This window comes from Actinobacillus equuli, from assembly GCF_900636745.1.
Classification (GTDB): domain Bacteria; phylum Pseudomonadota; class Gammaproteobacteria; order Enterobacterales; family Pasteurellaceae; genus Actinobacillus; species Actinobacillus equuli.
This window is the reverse complement of the sequence record NZ_LR134310.1, coordinates 2,193,941-2,216,577: the sequence shown is the minus strand read 5'-3', so window position 1 is coordinate 2,216,577 and position 22,637 is coordinate 2,193,941. Positions and strand designations below refer to the sequence as shown.

The following is a 22,637-nucleotide window of genomic DNA, read 5'->3' as shown; positions in this document are numbered from 1 at the left end:
GATTAAAAACTTCATTCATATGTTCTAAATACCATCCATCGGTATATAGGCGAGCAGATTTTACAACACTATATTATTTTATTCTAGGGTTAGAAATAGAATAAACTAAATAATTAATGTCTCAACTCTTAATTGTAAACTTTTATTCCCTCTAAATTCATTTATATCAAGTTTGTAAATTAATTTAACTTGCTTAATCGATAAATCGGGAAAATAACGCAAATCAGCATTAAACCAAATTGCATCAAATAATCCACCGTTAGATTGCTCAACCATTAACTTTAAGTGTTTACCACCTAATACACGTTGTTGTAATAAACGAAACTCTCCTTCAAACGTAGGCTCTGGAAAATTTTGTCCCCAAGGCCCAGCTTGTTGTAATAATTCCGCTATTTCGATATTTAATTCCGATGGAGCTAATTCCCCATCCGTATAAATGACACCTTGTAATTGTTCTGGTTCAATTATTTCATTAATAATTTCATCAAATATTTTCTGAAAACGTAAAAAACTGTCTTGATGAATAGTTAAACCCGCTGCCATAGCATGTCCACCGAATTTAATAATTAAATCCGGGTACAATGAATCTATACGTTCCAATAAGTCACGCATATGTAATCCGGCAATTGAACGTGCCGAACCTTTCAAATATTCGCTATCTTCGCTCTCTTGAGCAAAAGCAATAACCGGTCGATGAAATTGATCTTTAATACGTGAAGCCAAAATCCCAATCACACCTTGGTGCCAATCCGGTTGATATAACACAATACCGTGCGCCTGTTCTTTTTGCATTAAAGAAGGTAAATTTGCGCAAATTGCCAAGGCTTCTGTTTTCATTTCTTGCTCAAACTCTTTACGCGTTTGGTTTAGACTATCTAATTCAAACGCCAGTTGGCGAGCAATCTCCATATTGTCAGCAATTAAGAGTTCTACTCCCAGTGACATATTTTCCAAACGTCCGGCCGCATTTAAACGAGGTGCAATGGCAAAACCTAAATCACTCGCCTGCAAAGCAGGCAAATCACGCTTAGAGACTTCTGCTAAAGCTCTAATACCCGCTCGGCAATGCCCCGAACGAATACGATTTAGTCCTTGATGAACTAAAATTCGGTTATTATGGTCAAGCGGAACCACATCCGCTACTGTCCCCAATGCAACAAGATCCAATAATTCCGCTAAATTAGGTTCTTTCTCTTTAAAGCATCCTAATTCACGCATTCTGCCTCGAAGTGCCAACATCACATAGAACGCTACCCCCACTCCGGCTAAAGATTTTGAAGGGAAAGTACAATCCGCCAGATTCGGATTCACCATTGCATCGGCATTCGGCAGGTTTTCTGCCGGTAAATGATGATCGGTAACTAAAACTTTGATACCGTGCTCTTTTAGTAGATCGATACCTTCAAAAGAAGAAATACCATTATCGACCGTCATCACGATATCCGTACCTTTAGCCAATACCATTTCAGCAACGGCTAAACTTAGGCCATAACCTTGCGAAAAACGATCCGGAATCAAATAATCCACATTCTCAAAGCCTAATTGACGCAATGCGAGGATGGCTAATGCCGTACTCGTTGCGCCATCAGCATCAAAATCTCCGACAATAATAATGCGTGATTGCTGTTTATAGGCTTCAACAAGTAATTCAACTGCAGCATCAATATTCACCAATTGATTGGGCCTATGTAAAAATTGCAGTGTTCGCTCTAACTCTTGAGGTGAAGAAATACCACGGCTTTGATAGAGTCGATTTAGTAAGGGATGTTCTGATAATTTTATGGATGTGAGTTTAGATCGTTGTTTGATTAGCTTTTGCACTGGATTTTCTTCTTTTCTTTATAAATAAAACAAGCGGTATAATTTTGCAAAAATTTTACAAAATCAGACCGCTTGTATTCAAGAACTTAATGCTATTCACTTAGCATTTTAAGCAATTCTTTCGGCTCAACATAACCGGCAATTAATTGCCCACTACTATCAACCATATTCGGTGTACCCGTTACGCCAAATTTAATCCCAAGTTCATAATGTTTCTTCACGATATTTGGTGTTTTAACTTCTTTTGGCAAAGTACCGTTTTCCGCATCATTTAATGCTTTAATTTTATCCGTTGACGTCCAAATTGCTTCCATTTGCTTCGCTGTCTGTGTATTCATACCACCACGAGGGAAAGCTAGAAAACGAATCGTAATACCTAAATCGTTATACTCTTTAATGCGTTGGAACATTAAATGGCAATAGTGACATGTAATATCCATAAACACGGTAACTACGTGTTTTTCATTCTTCGACGGATAAATAATCATCTCTTTTTCTAGAGAATTTAAATCTGCAAGTAATGATTTATTAGTAATATTAACCGCTTTGCCATTTTTTAACTCAAAAATCTGACCTTGAATGACAAAACGTCCGTTTTCACTAATTTGCACAACCCCCTCATTTGAGACTGCGGTTCTAAAGCCGGGTAATGCCGAATCACTGATTTTAACATTCGTTGCGCCCATACCCTCTAACGTACGCTTAAGGCTTGCATCATCAGCCATTACTGATGTACTTAATACGGATAGACCTAATAATGCAATCGCATTTTTTTTCATTGTAAATTCCTTAAAAAATTAAAGTTTAAGCTTCGCTTCTACAGCTTTTGCTCGTTTTAAGAAAGATTGTCGTTCTTTACTTGCCATACCTGAACTTGAACCAGGCAATTTTACCGTCATAGGGTTAACCGGACGTCCGTTGATATGGAATTCATAATGTAAATGTGGACCTGTTGATCCTCCGGTATTCCCAGACAGCGCAATACGCTCGCCTTTCTTCACATTCTGTCCTACACGTACAAGTGTTTTACTTAAATGCATATAAACCGTAGTAATATGTCCATGACGGAGCTTAATATAACGTCCTGCCCCTCTTGCCTGATAAGCGATATGCTCCACTACGCCATCACCCGGCGCAATAATCGGAGTTCCTGTCGGCACACCGAAATCCACACCGTTATGTGGTCTTACACGACGTGTAATCGGGTGAACACGTCTAGGGTTATAAGATGATGAAACCCTCGCACTGAACAACAATGGAATACGGGCAAAACCTTTGCTTAAAGTCTCACCATGACTACTATAATAACGACCGTTATCAGCTTGAATCGCATAATAACGCTTCTTACCGCTTAAGATTAAAATCCCTTCAACATTACCGACATCCGTTACCGTACCGTTAATGTATTCACGTTTTACCAAGATCGCAAAACGGTCGCCTTTTTTAAGTTTATTGGTTGCAATTTGCGATTGTAATCCGACCGCTAATTGATTGACTTGGCGTTCAGATAATCCTACATTTTTAAGACTTGTTGCAAAGCTCCCATCAATCGTACCTCGCACAACATCTTGTCGCCATTCACCTTTTTTCTCTATTTTCTGAAAAACCCATTTGCCGTTATCTTTACGCTCATAAATACGTTCTTCTTTTTCTGATACCAACCAGTTCATATATTCCAATTCACCGTGGTTATCTAAAATCCAATAGAATTGTTGTCCGCCATCTAAATTAGCTAACTCGGGGAAACGTTTGATCATTGATCTTGCAACGTTTACACCTAAACCGGACTGTTCTAAAACATCTTTTAATTTATCGCCTCGACCAACCGTATAACTAAACTGGTCTTGAATACGTAATGCTTCATCTGCAACTTCTAAGATCTCATCTAATAACTTCTCAGCTTCCGGCGATAATTTTTCTTCTGGCTTTTCAGGTTCTTTGCTAACGGTTGTCCCTTCTTGTCCTTCAACCTCATCATCTTTTTCATTCAGCAAATCTTCATAAGAAGTTGCATTAGCATCCTCTTCTGCGCCCTCTGCCACACTAGAATCAACCTCTGTTGATTCATTTTCTATAGTTTGCTCTGTAGAAGCTTGCTTTATCTCATTTTCAGCCGGTGTAACTTCTGCTTGTTCCGGCTCGTCTTTATGTTCCTCTGTTTGCTCATCCAGTACAATATATTGTTCTTGATTTGTTGTACTGCTAATAGAGGGTTGATTTTTTAAAGCAAGTACAATACCGATAAAAATCGATAACAACGCCATAAGGAAAAACAATCCCTTTAAACGAGATTTCTTCCGGCGGCGATCTCTTGCTAGAATAACGTGTTGCAAAATATGTCCTATCTATCTTTTATTTATTACAGAAAATTCGACAAAGTTTCTTTTAGAAAATTCATTCTTGTCAGCGCCATAAAAATCAGCTAACTTGTTCACCTTTACATTATACCCTTAATTTTTTTAATTTTTAAAATAATGCAAATAAAACAACTTACTCCCGTACCACAACCGAGAAAAAAAGGATTACCTCTTGTAGAACTTCAACAAATTGAAGTAAGTTTCGGCGGTCAAAAAGCTTTGCAAAATATCAATTTAACGGTATATGCGAATTCTATTACGACGATTGTCGGTCCAAATGGCGGCGGAAAATCGACGTTACTTAAAGTATTACTCAAATTACTTGCTCCAACCAAGGGCAAGGTTATTCATCAAAAAGGGCTTAAAATCGGTTACGTACCACAAAAATTGCATCTGGATCATTCCATGCCGATCACGGTACAAAAATTTTTATCATTAAAACCGCATTGTACTGCGCAAACAATTCAAGAGGCTCTCGCACTCTTTTCTATTACACACTTAGCGGAAAATAGTATGCAGAAATTATCCGGCGGTGAATTGCAGCGCGTTTTACTTGCCCGTGCCATTTTAGATCGCCCGCAATTATTGGTTTTAGACGAACCGATGCAAGGGGTGGATATTACAGGGCAAACCGAACTCTATCAACTATTAAATAATACTCGTTCGTGGTTAAATTGTGCAATTTTAATGGTTTCGCACGATTTAAACATCGTAATGGCAAATACTGATGAAGTTTTATGCGTAAATAAGCATATTTGTTGTGCCGGCACGCCGGAAATGGTGACCAATGATCCGCATTTCATCCATTTCTTTGGTGACCAATTTGCCAAAAATGTTGCCTTTTACTCTCACCACCACAATCATCATCATAACTTACACGGTGATGTCTGCAGCGGACAATGCCATTGCAGCCATTAATGCCAAATATAAGCGGTCTTTTTTAGCTAAAAATTTGCAAAATAAATGCTAAAAAAGACCGCTTATTTGTTATCAATCTGTTAAAAATCTGACGTAGCTCACATTCTTCTCTTAAATTTTCAGGCATAATAGCATCATTGATTTATAAATCGCCTAATAGAATGGTGTTTTAATCCATTTTATTTACATTAGCGTATATAATATTCGTCATAACTCAATAAACACACAAATATACAAGGTTAGGTCTGTATGCAACATAAAAATTTTGAAGACTGGTTAGCCTCCTCGCCTTTCGGTGGTTCAAATCAGGCTTATGTTGAAGAAATCTACGAACAATATCTTGAAGACCCAACTAGCGTTGATGCTAGCTGGTGTGCCATTTTTGATACCCTTCCGAAAACACAAATCGTAGAACAACCCCATTCACAAGTACGTGATTATTTCCGTAAACTCGCCCGTGAAAATGTCCCTGAATCCGTTACTGTTATCGATCCTGAAGCAAGTGCTAAACAAGTTCGTTTATTGCAATGGATTAATGCTCACCGTTTCCGTGGCTACCTTGAAGCAAAGCTCGATCCTCTTGGTTATTATCGCTGGAAAACCTCTCAAGTACCTGAATTAGATTATCGTTATCACGGTTTTACCGATGCGGATCTGAATGAAACCGTTACGATCGGTAAATATGTTTATGGCAAAGAAACGATGAAATTCAGCGAACTTGCCGATGCATTAAAACAAACCTATTTAGGTACAATAGGTTTAGAGTTTATGCACGTGCAAGATATGGAACAACGTAACTGGCTACAAGCAAAAATTGAAAGCACCTTAAATAAACCGTTATTCTCGCACGAAGAAAAAGTCAATTTACTCACCGAATTAACCGCCGCAGACGGTCTTGAACGTTATCTCGGTGCAAAATTCCCCGGTGCAAAACGCTTCTCACTCGAAGGGAGTGATGCGTTTATTCCAATGATGAAAGAAATCATTCGTCATGCAGGCCGCCAAGGTATGAAAGACGTGGTGATGGGTATGGCGCACCGAGGTCGCTTAAATATGTTGGTAAACGTATTGGGTAAAAAACCGACGGAATTATTTGATGAATTTGCAGGCAAACACGCCGATGATAACCGTACCGGTGACGTGAAATATCACCAAGGTTTCTCATCTGATTTTGATGTGGACGGCGAACGTGTACATTTAACCCTTGCATTTAACCCATCGCATTTAGAAATCGTAAGTCCGGTGGTTATCGGTTCGGTACGTGCACGTCAAGAACGTATGCGTGATACTGAGCATAATAAAGTATTGGCCATTACCGTACACGGTGATTCTGCAGTAGCTGGACAAGGCGTGGTGCAAGAGACATTAAATATGTCAAATGCTCGAGGTTATAAAGTCGGCGGTACGATTCGGATCGTGATCAATAACCAAATCGGTTTTACCACCTCTAACCCGAACGATACTCGTTCAACCGAATTCTGTACCGATATAGCGAAAATGATTCAGGCGCCGATTATTCACGTTAACGGTGATGATCCTGAAGCGGTCGCATTTGCCGCTCGTATGGCAGTGGAATATCGTACCTTATTCAAACGCGATATTTTCATTGATCTGATTTCTTACCGTCGTCATGGTCATAATGAAGCGGATGAACCGTTAGCTACACAGCCGATGATGTATGGCATCATCAAAAAACACCCGACACCACGCAAGGTGTATGCAGATCGTTTGGTTGCTGAAGGCGTATTAAACCAAGATCAAGCCACTGAAATGATGAATAACTATCGTGATGCATTAGATAACGGCGATCGTGTTGTACCGGAATGGCGTGAAATGGATATGGCAGCGGTTGATTGGTTGCAATACCTCAATTATGACTGGACAGCACCGTATGAAAGTAAATTCCCGTTAGACCGTTTCCAAACTTTGGCAAAACGTGTATGTGAATACCCTGAAAGTTTACGTCCACACTCTCGTGTTGAAAAAATCTATAACGACCGTAAAGAGATGTACGAGGGCAAAAAATTATTAGATTGGGGTATGGCGGAAACGATGGCATACGCAACCCTACTAGATGAAGGTACGCACGTGCGTTTGTCAGGCGAAGATGCCGGTCGTGGTACATTCTTCCACCGCCATGCGGTTGTACATAACCAAAATGATGGTACAGGTTATGTGCCGCTTGCTCATTTACACGCAAATCAAGGGCGCTTTGAAGTGTGGGATTCGGTACTTTCCGAAGAAGCGGTATTAGCCTTTGAATACGGGTATGCGACAACTGATCCGAAAACTCTCACTATTTGGGAAGCGCAATTCGGTGACTTTGCAAATGGTGCCCAAATTGTGATCGACCAATTTATCAGTTCCGGTGAGCAAAAATGGGGCAGGATGTGTGGTTTAGTGATGTTGCTTCCTCACGGTTATGAAGGTCAAGGGCCGGAACACTCATCAGCGCGTGTAGAACGTTATTTACAGCTCTGTGCTCAACAAAATATGCAGGTTTGCGTACCAAGTACACCGGCACAGGTTTACCATATGTTACGCCGCCAAGCGATTCGCAAAATGCGTCGTCCATTAGTTGCGATTTCGCCTAAATCGTTATTACGCCATCCATTAGCGGTTTCTTCCTTAGCAGAATTGGTTGACGGTGAATTCCAAACCGTGATCGGTGAAATTGACAGTAATATCAAGGCGAAAAAAGTAAAACGTGTGGTGATGTGTTCTGGTAAGGTTTACTACGATTTGCTCGAACAACGTCGTCAAAATGAACAAACTGACGTGGCGATTATTCGTATCGAACAACTTTATCCATTCCCATATGAGGATATGAAAAAAGTATTGGAACCTTATGCGCACGTAAAAGATTTCGTTTGGTGTCAAGAAGAGCCGCTTAATCAAGGCGCATGGTATTGCAGTAAGCACAATTTTGAAGCATCAATCCCTGAAAAGGCAAAATTAACTTATGCAGGTCGTCCTGCTTCCGCATCACCGGCAGTAGGCTATACCTCGTTGCATACTCAGCAACAAAAACAATTAGTGGTAGAGGCTTTAACGCTTTAACAAATAAGCGGTCAAATTTCAGCAAAATTTTGCAAAAAAATCATCAAATCTGACCGCTTGCTAAATTATCGGCACAGCTAAAACGCTGTGCGAGCGAATATAAAGGAACATAAATCATGACTATTGAAATTTTAACGCCGGACTTACCCGAATCTGTAGCAGATGCAACCGTTGCTACTTGGCACAAAAATGTAGGTGATGCGATTAAACGTGATGAAGTAATCGTTGAAATTGAAACGGATAAAGTCGTATTAGAAGTACCAGCGCCACATGACGGTATTTTAGCCGAAATCACTCAAGCGCAAGGTGCAACGGTAATTTCTAAACAATTACTCGGTAAAATCTCAACTGTTCAAGCAGGCGATTTTACCCAAGAAACGATTAAACCGGCTAATGAAGCAACACCGGCGGATCGTAAATCTGCCGCTATCGAACATGACCATTCCGATGCGGATTCTCAAGGCCCGGCGATTCGCCGTTTACTGGCTGAACATAATATCGAAGCTCATCTCGTCAAAGGTACTGGTGTAGGCGGTCGTATTACCCGTGAAGATATTGAACATTATCTTGCCCAGCAGGAACCTCAAGCGAGAAAACAAACTACGGTTAGCGAGCAAAATACGGTAAGTACCGTCGCTTACTCAGCTCGTAGCGAAAAACGTGTTCCAATGACACGTTTACGTAAACGTATTGCAGAACGCCTGTTAGAAGCGAAAAACACAACGGCAATGTTAACCACATTCAATGAAGTGGATATGCAGCCGATTATGACACTACGTAAAACTTACGGTGAAAAATTTGAAAAACAACACGGCGTACGTTTAGGCTTTATGTCGTTCTATATTAAGGCGGTTGTTGAAGCGTTAAAACGTTATCCGGAAATCAATGCTTCGATTGACGGTGATGATGTGGTATATCATAACTACTTTGATATTAGTATTGCGGTCTCAACCCCTCGCGGCTTAGTCACACCGGTTATCCGTAACTGCGATAAATTATCGATGGCGGATATTGAGAAAACGATTAAAGAGCTTGCTGAAAAAGGTCGTGACGGTAAATTAACCGTAGAAGATTTAACCGGTGGTAATTTCACGATCACAAACGGCGGTGTATTCGGTTCATTAATGTCCACTCCAATCATCAATCCGCCGCAAAGTGCGATTTTAGGGATGCATGCAATCAAAGATCGCCCTGTAGCAGTAAACGGCCAAGTGGTTATTCGACCGATGATGTATCTTGCCCTCTCTTATGACCACCGATTAATTGATGGACGTGAATCTGTTGGTTTCTTAGTTGCAGTAAAAGATTTATTAGAAGATCCGACACGTTTATTACTTGAAATCTAAAAACAACAACCTTAATAACCAAACCGCTTATAACTCGTTTTATAAGCGGTTTTCTAATAAAGCCCATACAATTTTTGTAAATTAATTGTTCCTGATATATCATAATGTCATTATTGAGCAAACCCTAAAAAAATATGACTGATTATAATTACCCGAGTGCATACCAAATATATCCGGATACTCCTCAAAAATCTTATCGTCTTAAGCGCTTACGCTTCTGGCTACGTTCTCGTTTACATCAAAAACAAATTAATCTATTTACGCAATTTGTAAATAAGAATCCATCTCTTATTCCGTTACTGAATCAAAGAGCTAACTATAGCTATCCTCTTGTTCATCGTTTCTTGGATAAGCGATTTAATGCTACACAACGTTTCCAAGCAATTTGTGATAACTTAACTTTTCTCCCTCATGCATTATCTCAATACCAATTACCCCCGTTATGGGAAAAATCAATAAGCTTTGGCGAAATCACACCCGATTTTGAACTTCGCTTAAATATTAATGAGCACCAACCGATGGAAGGTTTTTGGGCATTAGAGCTATATCAAAAAAGTTCACAACAGCTTGTGTATCTATTAACCTTCGGCCTGGTTGCAAATGCACTACTTATCGGTGTAATTCAAGGTTCTAACCAAGAGAATGCAAAAGAGTTAATGAAACAATTGACCAAACAATGTTATGGCTTACGTCCCGCTCATTTGATGGTTGAAAGCATGAAGCTACTTGCTTCGGTACTTGGTTATAACCAGTTACTTGGTATTCCGCATAAATATCAAAATAAATCACGTTTTATTCAAAGCAAACGCTATGTAGTCGATTATGATGCAATCTTCAGTGAGAGTGGCGGTATTCTGAAAGATTACTGGCAAATGTCTGTTATTATGGATAAATCACTTGAAAGAATCCCTAGCAAAAAACGTTCTATGTATCGCAAACGCTTTGCATTACTTGAGCAAATAGAAATCAATATCCGAACAGCGTTTGGAATAAACACATAAATTCTTATCTAAACATCCTTTCATTCTGAACCGCTTATAGCATTTATTATAAGCGGTTAAATTTGCTATTTTTTTGCATTTTTCCTCTATCTTCAATTTGCTTTTTTAGCTTAGATCCATTAAATTTTTGGGACAATTTCTAACAAAAATTATTCCATACAGGAAGCTATATGAACCTACATGAATATCAAGCAAAGCAAATTTTTACACAATATCGACTCCCTGTGAGTAAAGGTATTGCATGTGCTAACACGAATGAAGCGATTGCCGCCATTCAACAATTGAACGGGGATGTTTGGGCGGCTAAATGCCAAGTCCATGCAGGAGGAAGAGGTAAAGCCGGAGGAGTTAAACTAGTCCGCAATGAATCGGACGTTCGTGAATTCTGCAATAAATGGTTTGGGCAACGTTTGATCACCTTCCAAACCGATGCTCATGGACAACCGGTAAATACGATTTATATCGAAGAAACTTGCCAAATTGAGCGTGAATTATACTTGGGCGCAGTAATTGACCGTTCATCACAAAAAGTCGTTTTTATGGCATCCAGTGCGGGCGGTATGAATATTGAAGATGTCGCCCAGCAAACACCCGAACTTATCCACAAAGTAGCTATCGATCCACTTACCGGCGCTCAAGCGTTTCAAGGCAGAGAACTCGCCTTCCAACTAGGGCTATCCGGCGATCAAATCAAACAATTCGCGCATATTTTTATACAGCTTGCCAATCTCTTTATCGAAAAAGATCTTGCTCTAGTTGAAGTAAATCCTCTCGTACTAACCAAACAAGGTCAATTACTCTGCTTAGATGCTAAAATGGTTGTGGACACCAATGCGCTTTATCGTCACCCTGAACTCAAATCCCTACAAGATCCAAGCCAAGAAGACTCTCGAGAAGCTGAAGCGGCAAAATGGGATCTCAATTACGTAGCACTAGACGGTAATATCGGCTGTATGGTTAACGGCGCCGGTTTAGCAATGGGAACGATGGATATCGTTAAATTATATGGCGGTCGTCCAGCAAACTTTTTAGATGTCGGCGGCGGCGCAACCAAAGAACGTGTTGCGGAAGCTTTTAAGTTAATCCTTTCAGATCACAATGTTAAAGCAGTATTAGTCAATATCTTCGGCGGTATTGTCAGATGTGATTTAATTGCAGAAGGCATTATTGCAGCAGTTAATGAAGTCGGAGTCAATCTTCCTGTGATTGTGCGTTTAGAAGGGACAAATGCTGAATTAGGTCGTGACATTTTAGCCAAAAGCGGCTTAAGTCTCATTGCGGCAACGACATTAACTCAAGCAGCACAACTTGCAGTCAAAGCAGCGGAAGGAAAATAGTATGGCGATTTTAATTGATAAGAACACTAAAGTGATTTGCCAAGGCTTTACCGGCGGACAAGGCACATTTCATAGTGAGCAGGCGTTAGCATACGGTACAAAACTTGTTGGTGGCGTTTCACCCAATAAAGGCGGAACAACCCATTTAGGCTTACCGGTATTTAATACCGTGCGTGAAGCTGTGCAACAAACGGGAGCAACCGCAAGTGTAATCTATGTACCAGCCCCCGGCTGTAAAGATGCTATTTTAGAAGCAATTGATGCAGGCATCCAACTTATTGTTTGTATTACCGAAGGTATTCCAACCTTGGATATGCTGCTTGTTAAACAAAAATTAAAAGAAAGCGGTGTACGAATGATTGGCCCCAATTGCCCGGGAGTGATTACGCCTGAAGAATGTAAAATTGGTATCATGCCAGCCCACATTCATAAAAAAGGTAAAATCGGGATCGTTTCTCGTTCTGGCACTCTCACTTATGAAGCAGTCAAACAAACGACAGATGAAGGCTTTGGACAATCAACCTGTGTCGGTATCGGAGGAGATCCGATTCCCGGCTCAAGTTTTATTGATATTTTAAAATTATTCCAAGCCGATCCGGAGACCGAAGCAATTGTGATGATTGGCGAAATCGGCGGTACGGCAGAAGAAGAAGCGGCTGAATTTATCAAAATGCACGTCACAAAACCCGTTGTCAGCTATATTGCCGGAGTGACTGCACCAAAAGGAAAACGTATGGGCCACGCTGGTGCTATCATTAGCGGGAGCAAAGGCACGGCAGATGAAAAATTTAAAGCGTTAGAACAAGCCGGTGTAAAAACGGTGCGAAGTTTAGCAGAAATAGGTTCAGCCCTACGCGAATTACTTAATAAATAATAACAAGCGGTTATTTTTTATTGCCTTTTTGCAAAAAAAGAATGAAATTTAACCGCTTTCATATTAGTTCAATACAAACCATATAAAAAGCGCTAAGTTTTCACTTAGCGCTTTTCTTCTTTCTAACAAACAGGAATCATTTCATTTTAAAGTTTTGGGCCAGCCGCAACTAAAGCCTTACCTTCATCATTTGTGGTATATTTCTCAAAGTTTTTCACAAAACGACCGGCTAAGTCTTCAGCTTTAGTCTGCCATTGTGCTTTATCCGCATAAGTATCACGTGGATCTAAAATCGCAGTATCTACGCCCGGTAATGCATCCGGCACAGCTAAATCAAAAATCGGTAATTGATGCGTTGTCGCCTCTTCAATTGAACCGTCTAAGATTGCATCAATAATACCACGTGTATCTTTGATAGAAATACGTTTACCTGAACCATTCCACCCCGTATTTACTAAGTATGCTTGAGAACCTGCTGCTTCCATACGTTTCACTAATACTTCCGCATATTTGGTCGGATGAAGAGATAAGAATGCCGCACCGAAACAAGCTGAGAAAGTTGGTGTCGGTTCGGTAATACCACGCTCTGTACCCGCTAATTTCGCTGTAAAGCCGGATAAGAAATAATATTTGGTTTGTTCCGGTGTTAATTTAGATACCGGTGGTAATACACCAAACGCATCCGCTGTTAAGAAAATAACTTTTTTCGCATGACCCGCTTTTGATACCGGTTCCACAATATTATCAATATGGTAAATCGGATAAGACACACGTGTATTTTCTGTTTTTGATTTATCCGCAAAATCAATTGAACCATCTTCACGAACAACCACATTTTCTAATAAAGCGTCACGGCGAATCGCACGATAAATATCCGGCTCATTTTCTTCCGAAAGATTAATGGTTTTCGCATAGCAACCACCTTCGTAGTTGAACACGCCTTCATCATCCCAACCGTGCTCATCATCACCGATTAATTTACGTTTCGGATCGGTTGAAAGTGTTGTTTTACCTGTACCGGATAAACCGAAGAAAATTGCTACATCACCTTCTTCACCTACGTTCGCCGAGCAGTGCATTGATGCAATATCTTTGAAAGGTAATAGATAGTTCATCATAGAGAACATACCTTTTTTCATTTCACCGCCGTACCACGTACCGCCGATTAATTGCACAGCTTCAGTTAAGTTAAATGCCACAAAGTTCTCTGAATTTAAGCCCTGCTCTTTCCAATTCGGATTGGTTACTTTAGAGCCATTCATCACCACGAAGTCCGGTACGAAATTCGCCAATTCTTCTTCAGAAGGTCGAATAAACATATTTTTCACAAAGTGCGCTTGCCATGCCACTTCGGTAATAATTCGTACCGCTAAACGGTGGCGAGGACTTGCACCGCAAAATGCATCAATCACAAATAAACGTTTATTTGATAATTGGTGAGTCACTAACTCTTTTAAACTTTGCCAAGTTGTTTGACTCATTGGTTTATTGTCATTTTTAACCGCGTCTGATGTCCACCAAACGTGATCTTTTGATGTTTCATCATAAACAATATATTTATCTTTCGGCGAACGACCTGTAAAAATCCCCGTATCTACGGCAACTGCACCGGAATTCGTCAGTACGCCTTTTTCAAAGCCCTCTAATTCCGGCTTCATCTCCTCTTCAAATAATTGCTCATAACTAGGGTTACGTACAATCTCTTTTACGTTAGTAATACCTAGTTGTGCTAGTTCTTGTTCAATACGGCTTAACATAGAATCACCTCTTTATGATTGTAAAAGTTGAAAATTAATAACTGTGGCGATTCTAACTAATTCGAGGAATAAAAAATGTTAACTACTTCAAATTTTGAAGATTTACTCTAAAATTACTTGAAAAATTTGCGTGAAATCAAAGAAAAACCGCACTCTTCCTTAATTTTTCGTACTTTTTATGAAGTATCCACGCAGCAAGCGGTAAGATTTTTTTATTTTTTTGCAAAATAAGGTAGAATTCGACTTTACTCTATTAACCCATCAAGAGACATAGAATGCGATTACTAATTATCTTTTTTACCGTGCTACTGGCATTTTTTCAGTATAGTTTCTGGTTCGGTAAAAACGGTTGGAGCGATTACCAAGACGCACAAACGTCAGTGGAAGTTCTTACGGAAGAAAATGCAAAATTAAGCGCACGTAATAGCTTAATAGCGGCAGAAATCCATGACCTGAAAAACGGCGTAAATGCATTGGAAGAACGAGCACGTTTAGAACGTGAAATGGTAAAAGATAGTGAAACATTCTATCGTATCGTCCCTCGCTCACAGTAAGGAAACTCATTGATGCGAAAAATTGTTGCTGTAATCCCAGCCTCCGGTGTCGGAAGCCGTATGAATGCCCCCCTGCCGAAACAATATCTAAAATTACAGGGAAAAACTATTTTAGAACATACGCTCAATATTTTTCTTGAACATCCCGATATTCAGAAAATTGTAGTAGCAGTCTCTGAAGCTGACCAATACTACCCGGAACTTTCCGTATTAAACACCCCTAAAATTCAAATTGTTTTTGGTGGTGAAACTCGGGCCGATTCTGTTTTTAACGCACTGAAAGTTATTGATGAAGATGCTTGGGTACTCGTACATGATGCGGCAAGACCTTGCCTCAAGCGGTCGGATTTAGACAAACTTTTACAAGTCAAAGAGCCAAATGGCGCAATTCTTGCTACACCGGCTATTGATACAATGAAACGAGCAAATGGCAATAAAATCATTGCAACGGAAGATCGTTCTACACTATGGCATGCTCTTACTCCTCAATTTTTCCCTGTTAACACGCTAAAACAAGCAATTGAAAGTGCATTGACACGAGGATATACGATTACTGATGAGGCTTCGGCCATGGAAATGAGTGGCTATACACCATTATTAATAGCGGGACGCAGCGATAATCTGAAAATCACTCGCCCGGAAGACTTAGCTTTAGCTGAATTTTATTTGACCCATTATATGGAGAACTAGAAATGTTACGAATTGGACATGGTTTCGACGTACACGCATTCGGGCAAGATCGCCCGTTAATGATCTGTGGCGTTGAAGTACCTTATCATACGGGTTTTATCGCTCATAGTGATGGCGATGTCGCTTTGCATGCGCTAACTGATGCTTTATTAGGTGCTGTAGCGCTAGGCGATATCGGCAAACTATTTCCGGATACCGATATGCAATATAAAAATGCAGATAGTCGTAAGCTACTCATTGAAGCATATCGCCAAGTTCGCGCACAAGGCTACAAAGTCGGAAATGTTGATGTTACCATTATTGCCCAAGCACCTAAAATGCGTCCGTATATTGATCAAATGCGTCAAACCATTGCAGATGATTTACAGTGTGATGTGATGCAAGTGAATGTGAAAGCGACTACAACAGAGAAATTAGGTTTTACCGGACGAGGCGAAGGTATTGCTTGTGAAGCTGTCGCATTATTGATTAAAGCATAATCAAGACTTTAGCATAAATAAAAAAGGCTAGACATCATGTCTGGCCTTTTTGATAAGCATAATGAATAAAATTTTTTGTCTCTACGACTGCCTAAAACACTTCTTATTAGCCTGAAGAATTTTAGGTCTTACATTGTAAACTTATTATAGAAAAAAGCAATCATTTATACTGAACATTTGTTCATAAAATAGCAAATTAATTACTTTTATAAAATTTGTTGATAAACCTTAAAATAATTTAGTAGCAAATAGATTACTTTTAGGCACTACTTGTACGATTTTTATAATGTAAAGATTGCAAACAGCCACCGTACTATCAACAAAAAAATAAAGTTTACACCAGTCTAATCAACATCACACATGTGATTGATTATCCGGTAATGTACCTTCAATTTCATTAAATAGATCACCGTCTTTAAACATCACATAGCCACCATTTTTCATTTTGGTCCACTTCTCATTTTTAGTTAGTGGCTGGGTTGCAATAATAGTCACTTTATCATTTGGCGTCGTATATTTACTAAAATCAATTTCTACATCGTCATCACGTAATGCTTTACTAAATGGTGCTTTACGAGTTACATAGAATAGATTTGTTGAGCAACGTGCGATCATCCAATGCCCATTAGATAAGATAAAATTAAATACGCCGTGAGTTGCAATATCTGAGGTAATTTCAACTACCGCATCAAAAATCTGTTGTTCTGAGGGTTTTGCCGGATATTTTTCTTTTAGGCGGGATACGATACAACAAAATGCAGCTTCAGAGTCTGTTGTTCCGATTGGTTGATAATGACAGTCAGGGCAAGGACGCACATCTTCTACCGTACCATTATGCGCAAACACCCAGTTTTCCCCCCATAATTCACGAATAAACGGATGGGTATTTTCTAAATTAATATCACCTCGGGTCGCCTTACGAATATGCGAAATAACATTATAAGACTTGATACGGTATTCACTGACTAAATCTGCCATTGGAGAAGATGCGCCCGGATGATTATCTCGAAAAATTCTCACGCCCTTGCCTTCAAAAAAGGCGATGCCAAAGCCATCAGTATGATGGTCTGTCAAGCCGGCACGGCGGCGAAATCCTTCAAAGGAAAAAGTAATATCTGTTGGGGTGTTGCAATTCATTCCGAGTAGTTGACACATATATTTATTCTTCGTTAGGAGTAAAAGTAGGAGAAAAAAGAAAGACCGACTGACAAGTCGGTCAAACATTGACTATTTTCACAAATCTTAAAAATAATTCAATAGAAGTAGATCAAAATTCTTATAGCTTATCGTGCTATTTTATATTCATTTAACCATAAAAAAACCGAACTACGTCCGGTTTAGTTATACATTTATTCTGATTCCTTTTTAACTAGAGAGAGTAAAAATAACGCCCCTGCACAAATGACCACTGAAGGTCCTGCCGGTGTATCTTTCCAGCCGGAAAATAACAATCCTCCTGTGACTGAAAATATACTAAAAAGAATCGCATATCCCACCATTGCTTCAGGTGTTCTGGCAAAACGTCGTGCAATCGCCGATGGAATAATTAACAAAGAGGTAATAATCAATGCTCCGACAAACTTCATACTTAATGCAATGGTTAATGCGGTAAGCACCATCAAAAGTAAACGTAAACGAGCAACATTTAAACCTTCAATTTGCGCTAATTCCGGGCTTATCGTAATCGAGAGTAATTTTTTCCAAAAATATGCCAATACTGAAGCAATTAATACTGAGCCGATACCGATAAAAATAACATCATTAAAATCAATTGCCAGTAAGTCGCCGAATAAGTACGACATCAAATCAACTCGTACATTATCCAATAGGCTAATTGTAATCACACCGAGTGACAGGCTACAGTGAGCAATAATACCCAACACCGTATCTAGAGAATAAGCGGTACGATGTTCTAGCCAAACGAGTAATAACGCTAAAATCAGCGTCATGATGATGACCGCAATATAAGGATCGACCTGTAGAAAAATCCCTAAAGCCACACCTAATAGTGCCGAATGAGAAAGCGTATCGCCAAAATATGCCATTTTACGCCATACGACAAAAGCGCCTAATGGTGCGGTAATAACCGCTAGCAATAGACCGGCTAACCAAGCTGGAAACAAAATATCAAACATATTTTCTCTTTCTTAAACTATAAATTCGTATTATTTAACCAAAACAAGCGGTCAAATTTCGCTAAAATTTTGCAAAAAAACTCAAAAATCTTACCGCTTATAACGTTGTTGTGTACTCGCCACATCCTGTGCTTTCAGCCATAACATCTTCTCTTTTATCTGTTTTTCCATACCTCTTTCCGTCGGATGGTAAAACTGCGTGTCTTTCAGTTCCGGCGGAAAATAATTCTCACCAGCGGCATAAGCGTTAGGTTCATGATGCGCATAACGATATTCGGCACCATAGCCTAAAGACTTCATTAATTGCGTCGGTGCATTACGTAAATGCTCCGGCACATCATAATCTTTTGCCTCTTTGGCTAATTGCTTCGCTTGATTAAAGGCGTTATATACCGCATTACTTTTAGGTGCGACAGCTAAGTAGATAATCGCTTGGGCAATTGCTCTTTCGCCCTCATAAGCGCCGACTCTGGTATAACAATCCCAAGCGTTAATTGCAATTTGCATTGCTCTTGGATCTGCATTACCGATATCTTCGGAAGCTATCGCCAGTAATCTACGTGCAACATATAAAGGATCGCCTCCCGCCGTTAAAATTCTGGCATACCAATACAATGCACCATCCGGTGAAGAGCCTCTTACCGACTTATGTAATGCAGAAATTAGGTCATAAAAACGATCACCGCCTTTATCAAAACGAGCCTGGCGTTCACCCAGTACTTCCGTGAGCAGCGTTTTATTTAGAATTTTGCCTTGAACGCATTGTTCTGCCATATCTGACATAAGCTCTAAACAATTCAAGGCATAGCGCCCATCACCATTTACATAATCAGCCAATAACGTTAAAACATCATCTTCCAGTACAAAAGATTCATTGCCTAAACCACGTTCTTTATCTAATAACGCATTTTGCAAAATTTGGTGAATTTCGACCGCTTGTAATGGTTTTAAAATATAAATTCTGGCTCGAGAAAGCAGCGCATTATTTAATTCAAAGGAAGGGTTTTCTGTTGTGGCTCCGATAAAAATAATCGTCCCATCTTCAATGTGTGGTAAGAACGCATCTTGCTGACTTTTATTAAAACGATGTACTTCATCTACAAATAATAAAGTACGTCTGCCGGTTTGACGGTTCAATTTTGCGCGTTCAATTGCTTCTCGAATTTCTTTAACACCGCTAGTTACCGCAGAAAGACGCCCGACTTCCGCATCAAAATGATGAGCAATAATTTCAGCTAACGTGGTTTTACCTGTACCGGGTGGCCCCCAGAAGATCATGGAATGAGAATGCCCTGCTTCAATGGCACGACGGAGAGGTTTTCCCTCTCCGATTAGATGGGATTGCCCTATGTATTCCGCCAGAGTACGTGGACGCATTCTGGCGGGTAAAGGACGAAAATCTTCAGAAAAATCAAAAGATAAGCTGCTCATTTGTTATCTCCTTAACGGAGTCTCAACTGGCGGCGAATATGGCGCATTAATAAGAAAATCCATGGCCATAAAATACCGCTAATAATTGCACCTAAAATTTCTTGTGAATTAAATTCCGCACTATGTAATACAAGCTCTACGAAATAAATTAAGAAACGAATTGCAATCACATATAACATCACCAAAATAGCCTGTAACCATAATGAGAGATTACGTAGTATTAAGTGATATTTTGCTACAAAATAAATTGCAATCGACAATACTAACGCATGGATACCTAAAATAGACCCTAGCACTAAATCCCAAACAATGCCGGCTACAAATGCAGTACCGACACTCACCTTATTTGGTAATGCCAATGCCCAATAAATAAGTACTAAAATCACCCAATTCGGTCTTAACCCCTGAAAACCAATAGGCCAAGGCATGATCTCTAGTACGAAAGCAATCATAAAAATTGAGATTAACACCAAAATTTGAAAAATTGGATTCGCTCGCACTATTCTGCTCCTTGTTCTGTATGGTGGTTCTCATCGTTATCAACTTCCGGCTGTGAAGCTGGATTTACCGGTTCATCACTATTTTCCAGAACTTCATCTTTTGGCTGTTCATCTCGAATTTGCTCCTTTTTGTTCTTCTTCAGCAAATCTAACGGATTCAAGCTATTACGGCGTTCCTCAACAACTTCTCTTACTTGCTGCGGAGAAAGACTCTGCGCTTTACGTAATTCTTCACTTGTCGGCCATAATAATAATAAATAGCGTAAGCGGTCAAAAGAAGCTAACGGGCGCGCAACAATACGAGCAAACTGGCTCTGAGTATCGTTTTTAACCGCTTCAACAATAGCGACCGGATAGCCCTCAGGAAAGCGCCCGCCTAAACCGGAAGTAACCAATACATCACCTTTAACAACATCCACCGAACGAGGTAAATTATCAATAAATAACTCATCATTATGCCCCGTTCCATTCGCAATACCACGCACATCATTACGCAATACTTGCACCGGCACGGCATGAGTCACATCCGTAATTAATAAAACTCGACTGCTGTTTTCCCCAACAGAGATAACCTGACCAACGACACCTCGCTCATCAATAACAGGCTGTCCGACAAAAGCACCATCACTTTTACCTCGATTAATAATTACTTGTTGGCGATAAGCATCCATTTCGGCTGTAAGTACTTCGGTGATCTTCTTGTATTCATCTTGACGTAGCGGAGAACTTAGCAATAAACGTAAACGTTGATTCTCAACTTTTAGCTGATCCAGTAATAAAAGATCCGCATTTTTCTCACGTAATTGCTCTTTTAAAGCGCGGTTCTCTAATTGTAGCTTGCTGTTATCAATAAAATTATTACTTACGCCGTCAAGTACCGAACGAGGTGTATTTGAAAAATAGTATAAACCGCCAATAGCAGTCTCAAGCATATTTCGGAATTGGATCAGCGCACTACTGCGTCCATCAAAGGCAATTAACGCTATAGAGATTATGATTGCAAGAAATAGGCGAGTACCTAGTGAAGGGGCTTTAGCAAAAATTGGTTTCATTGTTAAATTTTTAAATGAAATTAAGGTGAGTGATAATGAACAATGGATAATGAGCATTTGCTGTCATTATCCATTATGATCGTTCATATCAATTAAAAGCGGAATTACTCGTCGCTGCTAAATACATCACCACCGTGCATATCGATCATATCTAGCGCTTTACCGCCACCACGAGCAACACAAGTTAATGGATCTTCAGCAACAATTACGGTTACACCCGTTGCATCAGAAAGCAATACATCTAAGTTTTGTAATAATGCACCGCCACCGGTTAATACCATTCCACGTTCAAAAATATCAGCCGCTAACTCAGGCGGACACTGCTCTAATACGGATTTAACCGCTTCAACAATACCGTTTAATGGTTGCTCAATCGCTTCTAAAACATGTTTAGAATTTAATTCTAAAGTACGTGGCGCACCTTCTGCAAGGTTATGACCATGAACTTCCATCGTACGAACTTCATCTTCGTCACGAATAATTGCCATTGCAATTTCTTTCTTAATGCGTTCAGCGGTTGCTTCACCGATTGCAGAACCAAAATGACGACGTACATAAGCAACAATAGCTTCATCTAACTTATCGCCACCAATACGTACTGAAGTTGAGAATACGATACCGTTTAATGAAAGTACGGCAACTTCTGTTGTGCCGCCACCAATATCAATAATCATTGAACCGGTTGCTTCATGTACAGGTAATCCCGCACCAATCGCTGCCGCCATTGGTTCTTCAATTAAATAAACTTCACGCGCACCAGCACCAATTGCTGATTCTTTAATTGCTCTACGTTCAACTTGCGTTGCACCTGCCGGTACGCAAACTAATACACGAGGGCTTGGACGCATAAAGTTATGGCTATGCACTTGTTTAATAAAGTGCTGTAACATCTTTTCTGTTACGAAGAAATCTGCGATAACCCCATCTTTCATTGGACGGATCGCTGTAATGCTTTTTGGCGTACGTCCTAGCATTAATTTCGCATCTGTACCTACCGCTGCAATACTTTTTAAAGAGCCAATACGATCTTGACGTACCGCTACAACAGAAGGCTGATCAAGTACAATACCTTGACCCTTAACATACACTAACGTATTTGCTGTCCCGAGGTCGATAGAAAGATCATTAGAAAACAATCCTAGAAATTTTTTAAACATATAAAGTGATCCGTTAAATGAATTTGGTAATTTTTCAAATATAAAAAATAATGCTCATAAAGGAGCGAAAATATTTATAAATATAACAAAAAAGCCTACCAAACTTCAATGACTAATTTTCTTGAATAGCAAAACTGCTTAGTTTTTAACTTAATTTATAACCGAATA

The 22,637-nt window shown here is 39.7% G+C and carries 19 protein-coding genes; 9 read left to right on the top strand and 10 right to left on the bottom strand.

From position 1 onward, the window contains the following. Nucleotides 1-105 precede the first annotated feature (105 nt). The 3 genes from recJ to mepM form a co-directional block, all read right to left on the bottom strand. The gene (gene recJ / locus EL121_RS10330) at nucleotides 106-1,821 is read right to left on the bottom strand and encodes a single-stranded-DNA-specific exonuclease RecJ (RefSeq protein ID WP_039196522.1); all 1,716 of its coding nucleotides are present in this window, start codon (nucleotides 1,819-1,821) and stop codon (nucleotides 106-108) included. Nucleotides 1,822-1,913: 92 nt separating this feature from the next. Beyond that, complete coding sequence (dsbC, locus tag EL121_RS10325; protein ID WP_039196521.1) at nucleotides 1,914-2,600, bottom strand: bifunctional protein-disulfide isomerase/oxidoreductase DsbC; 687 nt, start codon at nucleotides 2,598-2,600, stop codon at nucleotides 1,914-1,916. 18 nt (nucleotides 2,601-2,618) lie between these two features. Next, nucleotides 2,619-4,085 carry a murein DD-endopeptidase MepM gene (mepM, locus tag EL121_RS10320; protein WP_039196520.1) on the bottom strand — a complete coding sequence of 489 codons (1,467 nt, stop codon included), beginning with the start codon at nucleotides 4,083-4,085 and terminating at the stop codon, nucleotides 2,619-2,621. Nucleotides 4,086-4,295: 210 nt separating this feature from the next. On the opposite strand from mepM, the gene znuC reads away from it, so the two are divergent. The 6 genes from znuC (at nucleotide 4,296) to sucD (ending at nucleotide 12,714) form a co-directional block, all read left to right on the top strand. Beyond that, complete coding sequence (znuC, locus tag EL121_RS10315) at nucleotides 4,296-5,096, top strand: zinc ABC transporter ATP-binding protein ZnuC (RefSeq protein WP_039196519.1); 801 nt, start codon at nucleotides 4,296-4,298, stop codon at nucleotides 5,094-5,096. Between the two features lie 249 nt (nucleotides 5,097-5,345). Beyond that, complete coding sequence (gene sucA, locus EL121_RS10310) at nucleotides 5,346-8,156, top strand: 2-oxoglutarate dehydrogenase E1 component (RefSeq protein WP_039196518.1); 2,811 nt, start codon at nucleotides 5,346-5,348, stop codon at nucleotides 8,154-8,156. Between the two features lie 116 nt (nucleotides 8,157-8,272). Beyond that, on the top strand, nucleotides 8,273-9,502 hold the full coding sequence (gene odhB / locus EL121_RS10305) for a 2-oxoglutarate dehydrogenase complex dihydrolipoyllysine-residue succinyltransferase (protein WP_039196515.1): 1,230 nt from the start codon (nucleotides 8,273-8,275) through the stop codon (nucleotides 9,500-9,502). Between the two features lie 134 nt (nucleotides 9,503-9,636). Continuing rightward, the gene (locus EL121_RS10300; RefSeq protein ID WP_039196514.1) at nucleotides 9,637-10,503 is read left to right on the top strand and encodes a VirK/YbjX family protein; all 867 of its coding nucleotides are present in this window, start codon (nucleotides 9,637-9,639) and stop codon (nucleotides 10,501-10,503) included. A gap of 170 nt (nucleotides 10,504-10,673) precedes the next feature. Next, nucleotides 10,674-11,840, top strand: coding sequence for an ADP-forming succinate--CoA ligase subunit beta (gene sucC / locus EL121_RS10295; RefSeq protein WP_039196512.1), 1,167 nt, complete (start codon nucleotides 10,674-10,676; stop codon nucleotides 11,838-11,840). 1 nt (nucleotide 11,841) lies between these two features. After that, nucleotides 11,842-12,714, top strand: coding sequence for a succinate--CoA ligase subunit alpha (gene sucD, locus EL121_RS10290; RefSeq protein WP_039196510.1), 873 nt, complete (start codon nucleotides 11,842-11,844; stop codon nucleotides 12,712-12,714). Nucleotides 12,715-12,860: 146 nt separating this feature from the next. Here sucD and pckA read toward each other — a convergent pair whose 3' ends face one another. Then, entirely contained in the window at nucleotides 12,861-14,471 is a 1,611-nt protein-coding gene (pckA, locus tag EL121_RS10285) for a phosphoenolpyruvate carboxykinase (ATP) (protein WP_039196508.1), read from the bottom strand. Between the two features lie 275 nt (nucleotides 14,472-14,746). On the opposite strand from pckA, the gene ftsB reads away from it, so the two are divergent. From ftsB to ispF, 3 genes are read left to right on the top strand one after another with little or no spacing between them, the layout of a single operon-like run. After that, the gene (ftsB, locus tag EL121_RS10280) at nucleotides 14,747-15,025 is read left to right on the top strand and encodes a cell division protein FtsB (protein WP_039196505.1); all 279 of its coding nucleotides are present in this window, start codon (nucleotides 14,747-14,749) and stop codon (nucleotides 15,023-15,025) included. Between the two features lie 9 nt (nucleotides 15,026-15,034). Then, nucleotides 15,035-15,715, top strand: a complete 681-nt coding sequence (ispD, locus tag EL121_RS10275) for a 2-C-methyl-D-erythritol 4-phosphate cytidylyltransferase (protein WP_197050933.1) — start codon at nucleotides 15,035-15,037, stop codon at nucleotides 15,713-15,715. A gap of 2 nt (nucleotides 15,716-15,717) precedes the next feature. Beyond that, on the top strand, nucleotides 15,718-16,194 hold the full coding sequence (ispF, locus tag EL121_RS10270) for a 2-C-methyl-D-erythritol 2,4-cyclodiphosphate synthase (protein ID WP_014991338.1): 477 nt from the start codon (nucleotides 15,718-15,720) through the stop codon (nucleotides 16,192-16,194). Nucleotides 16,195-16,548: 354 nt separating this feature from the next. On the opposite strand, the gene EL121_RS10265 is transcribed toward ispF, so the two are convergent. The 6 genes from EL121_RS10265 to EL121_RS10240 all read right to left on the bottom strand — a co-directional run bounded on the left by EL121_RS10265 (nucleotide 16,549) and on the right by EL121_RS10240 (nucleotide 22,469). After that, nucleotides 16,549-17,349, bottom strand: a complete 801-nt coding sequence (locus tag EL121_RS10265) for a class II glutamine amidotransferase (protein ID WP_039196501.1) — start codon at nucleotides 17,347-17,349, stop codon at nucleotides 16,549-16,551. Between the two features lie 194 nt (nucleotides 17,350-17,543). Further along, nucleotides 17,544-18,329 (bottom strand): zinc ABC transporter permease subunit ZnuB, encoded by a 786-nt coding sequence (znuB, locus tag EL121_RS10260; RefSeq protein ID WP_039196499.1) that lies wholly within the window; start codon nucleotides 18,327-18,329, stop codon nucleotides 17,544-17,546. A gap of 90 nt (nucleotides 18,330-18,419) precedes the next feature. Beyond that, nucleotides 18,420-19,760: a replication-associated recombination protein A gene (locus EL121_RS10255; RefSeq protein WP_039196497.1), complete on the bottom strand. Its 1,341-nt coding sequence runs from the start codon at nucleotides 19,758-19,760 to the stop codon at nucleotides 18,420-18,422. Nucleotides 19,761-19,771: 11 nt separating this feature from the next. Then, nucleotides 19,772-20,260 carry a rod shape-determining protein MreD gene (mreD, locus tag EL121_RS10250; RefSeq protein ID WP_039196495.1) on the bottom strand — a complete coding sequence of 163 codons (489 nt, stop codon included), beginning with the start codon at nucleotides 20,258-20,260 and terminating at the stop codon, nucleotides 19,772-19,774. Further along, a complete protein-coding gene (gene mreC / locus EL121_RS10245) occupies nucleotides 20,260-21,312 on the bottom strand; it encodes a rod shape-determining protein MreC (protein ID WP_039198960.1) in 1,053 nt (350 codons plus the stop codon). The genes mreD and mreC overlap by 1 nt, the downstream gene beginning before the upstream one ends. A 104-nt stretch (nucleotides 21,313-21,416) precedes the next feature. Next, the gene (locus EL121_RS10240) at nucleotides 21,417-22,469 is read right to left on the bottom strand and encodes a rod shape-determining protein (RefSeq protein WP_039196493.1); all 1,053 of its coding nucleotides are present in this window, start codon (nucleotides 22,467-22,469) and stop codon (nucleotides 21,417-21,419) included. Nucleotides 22,470-22,637 lie beyond the last annotated feature (168 nt).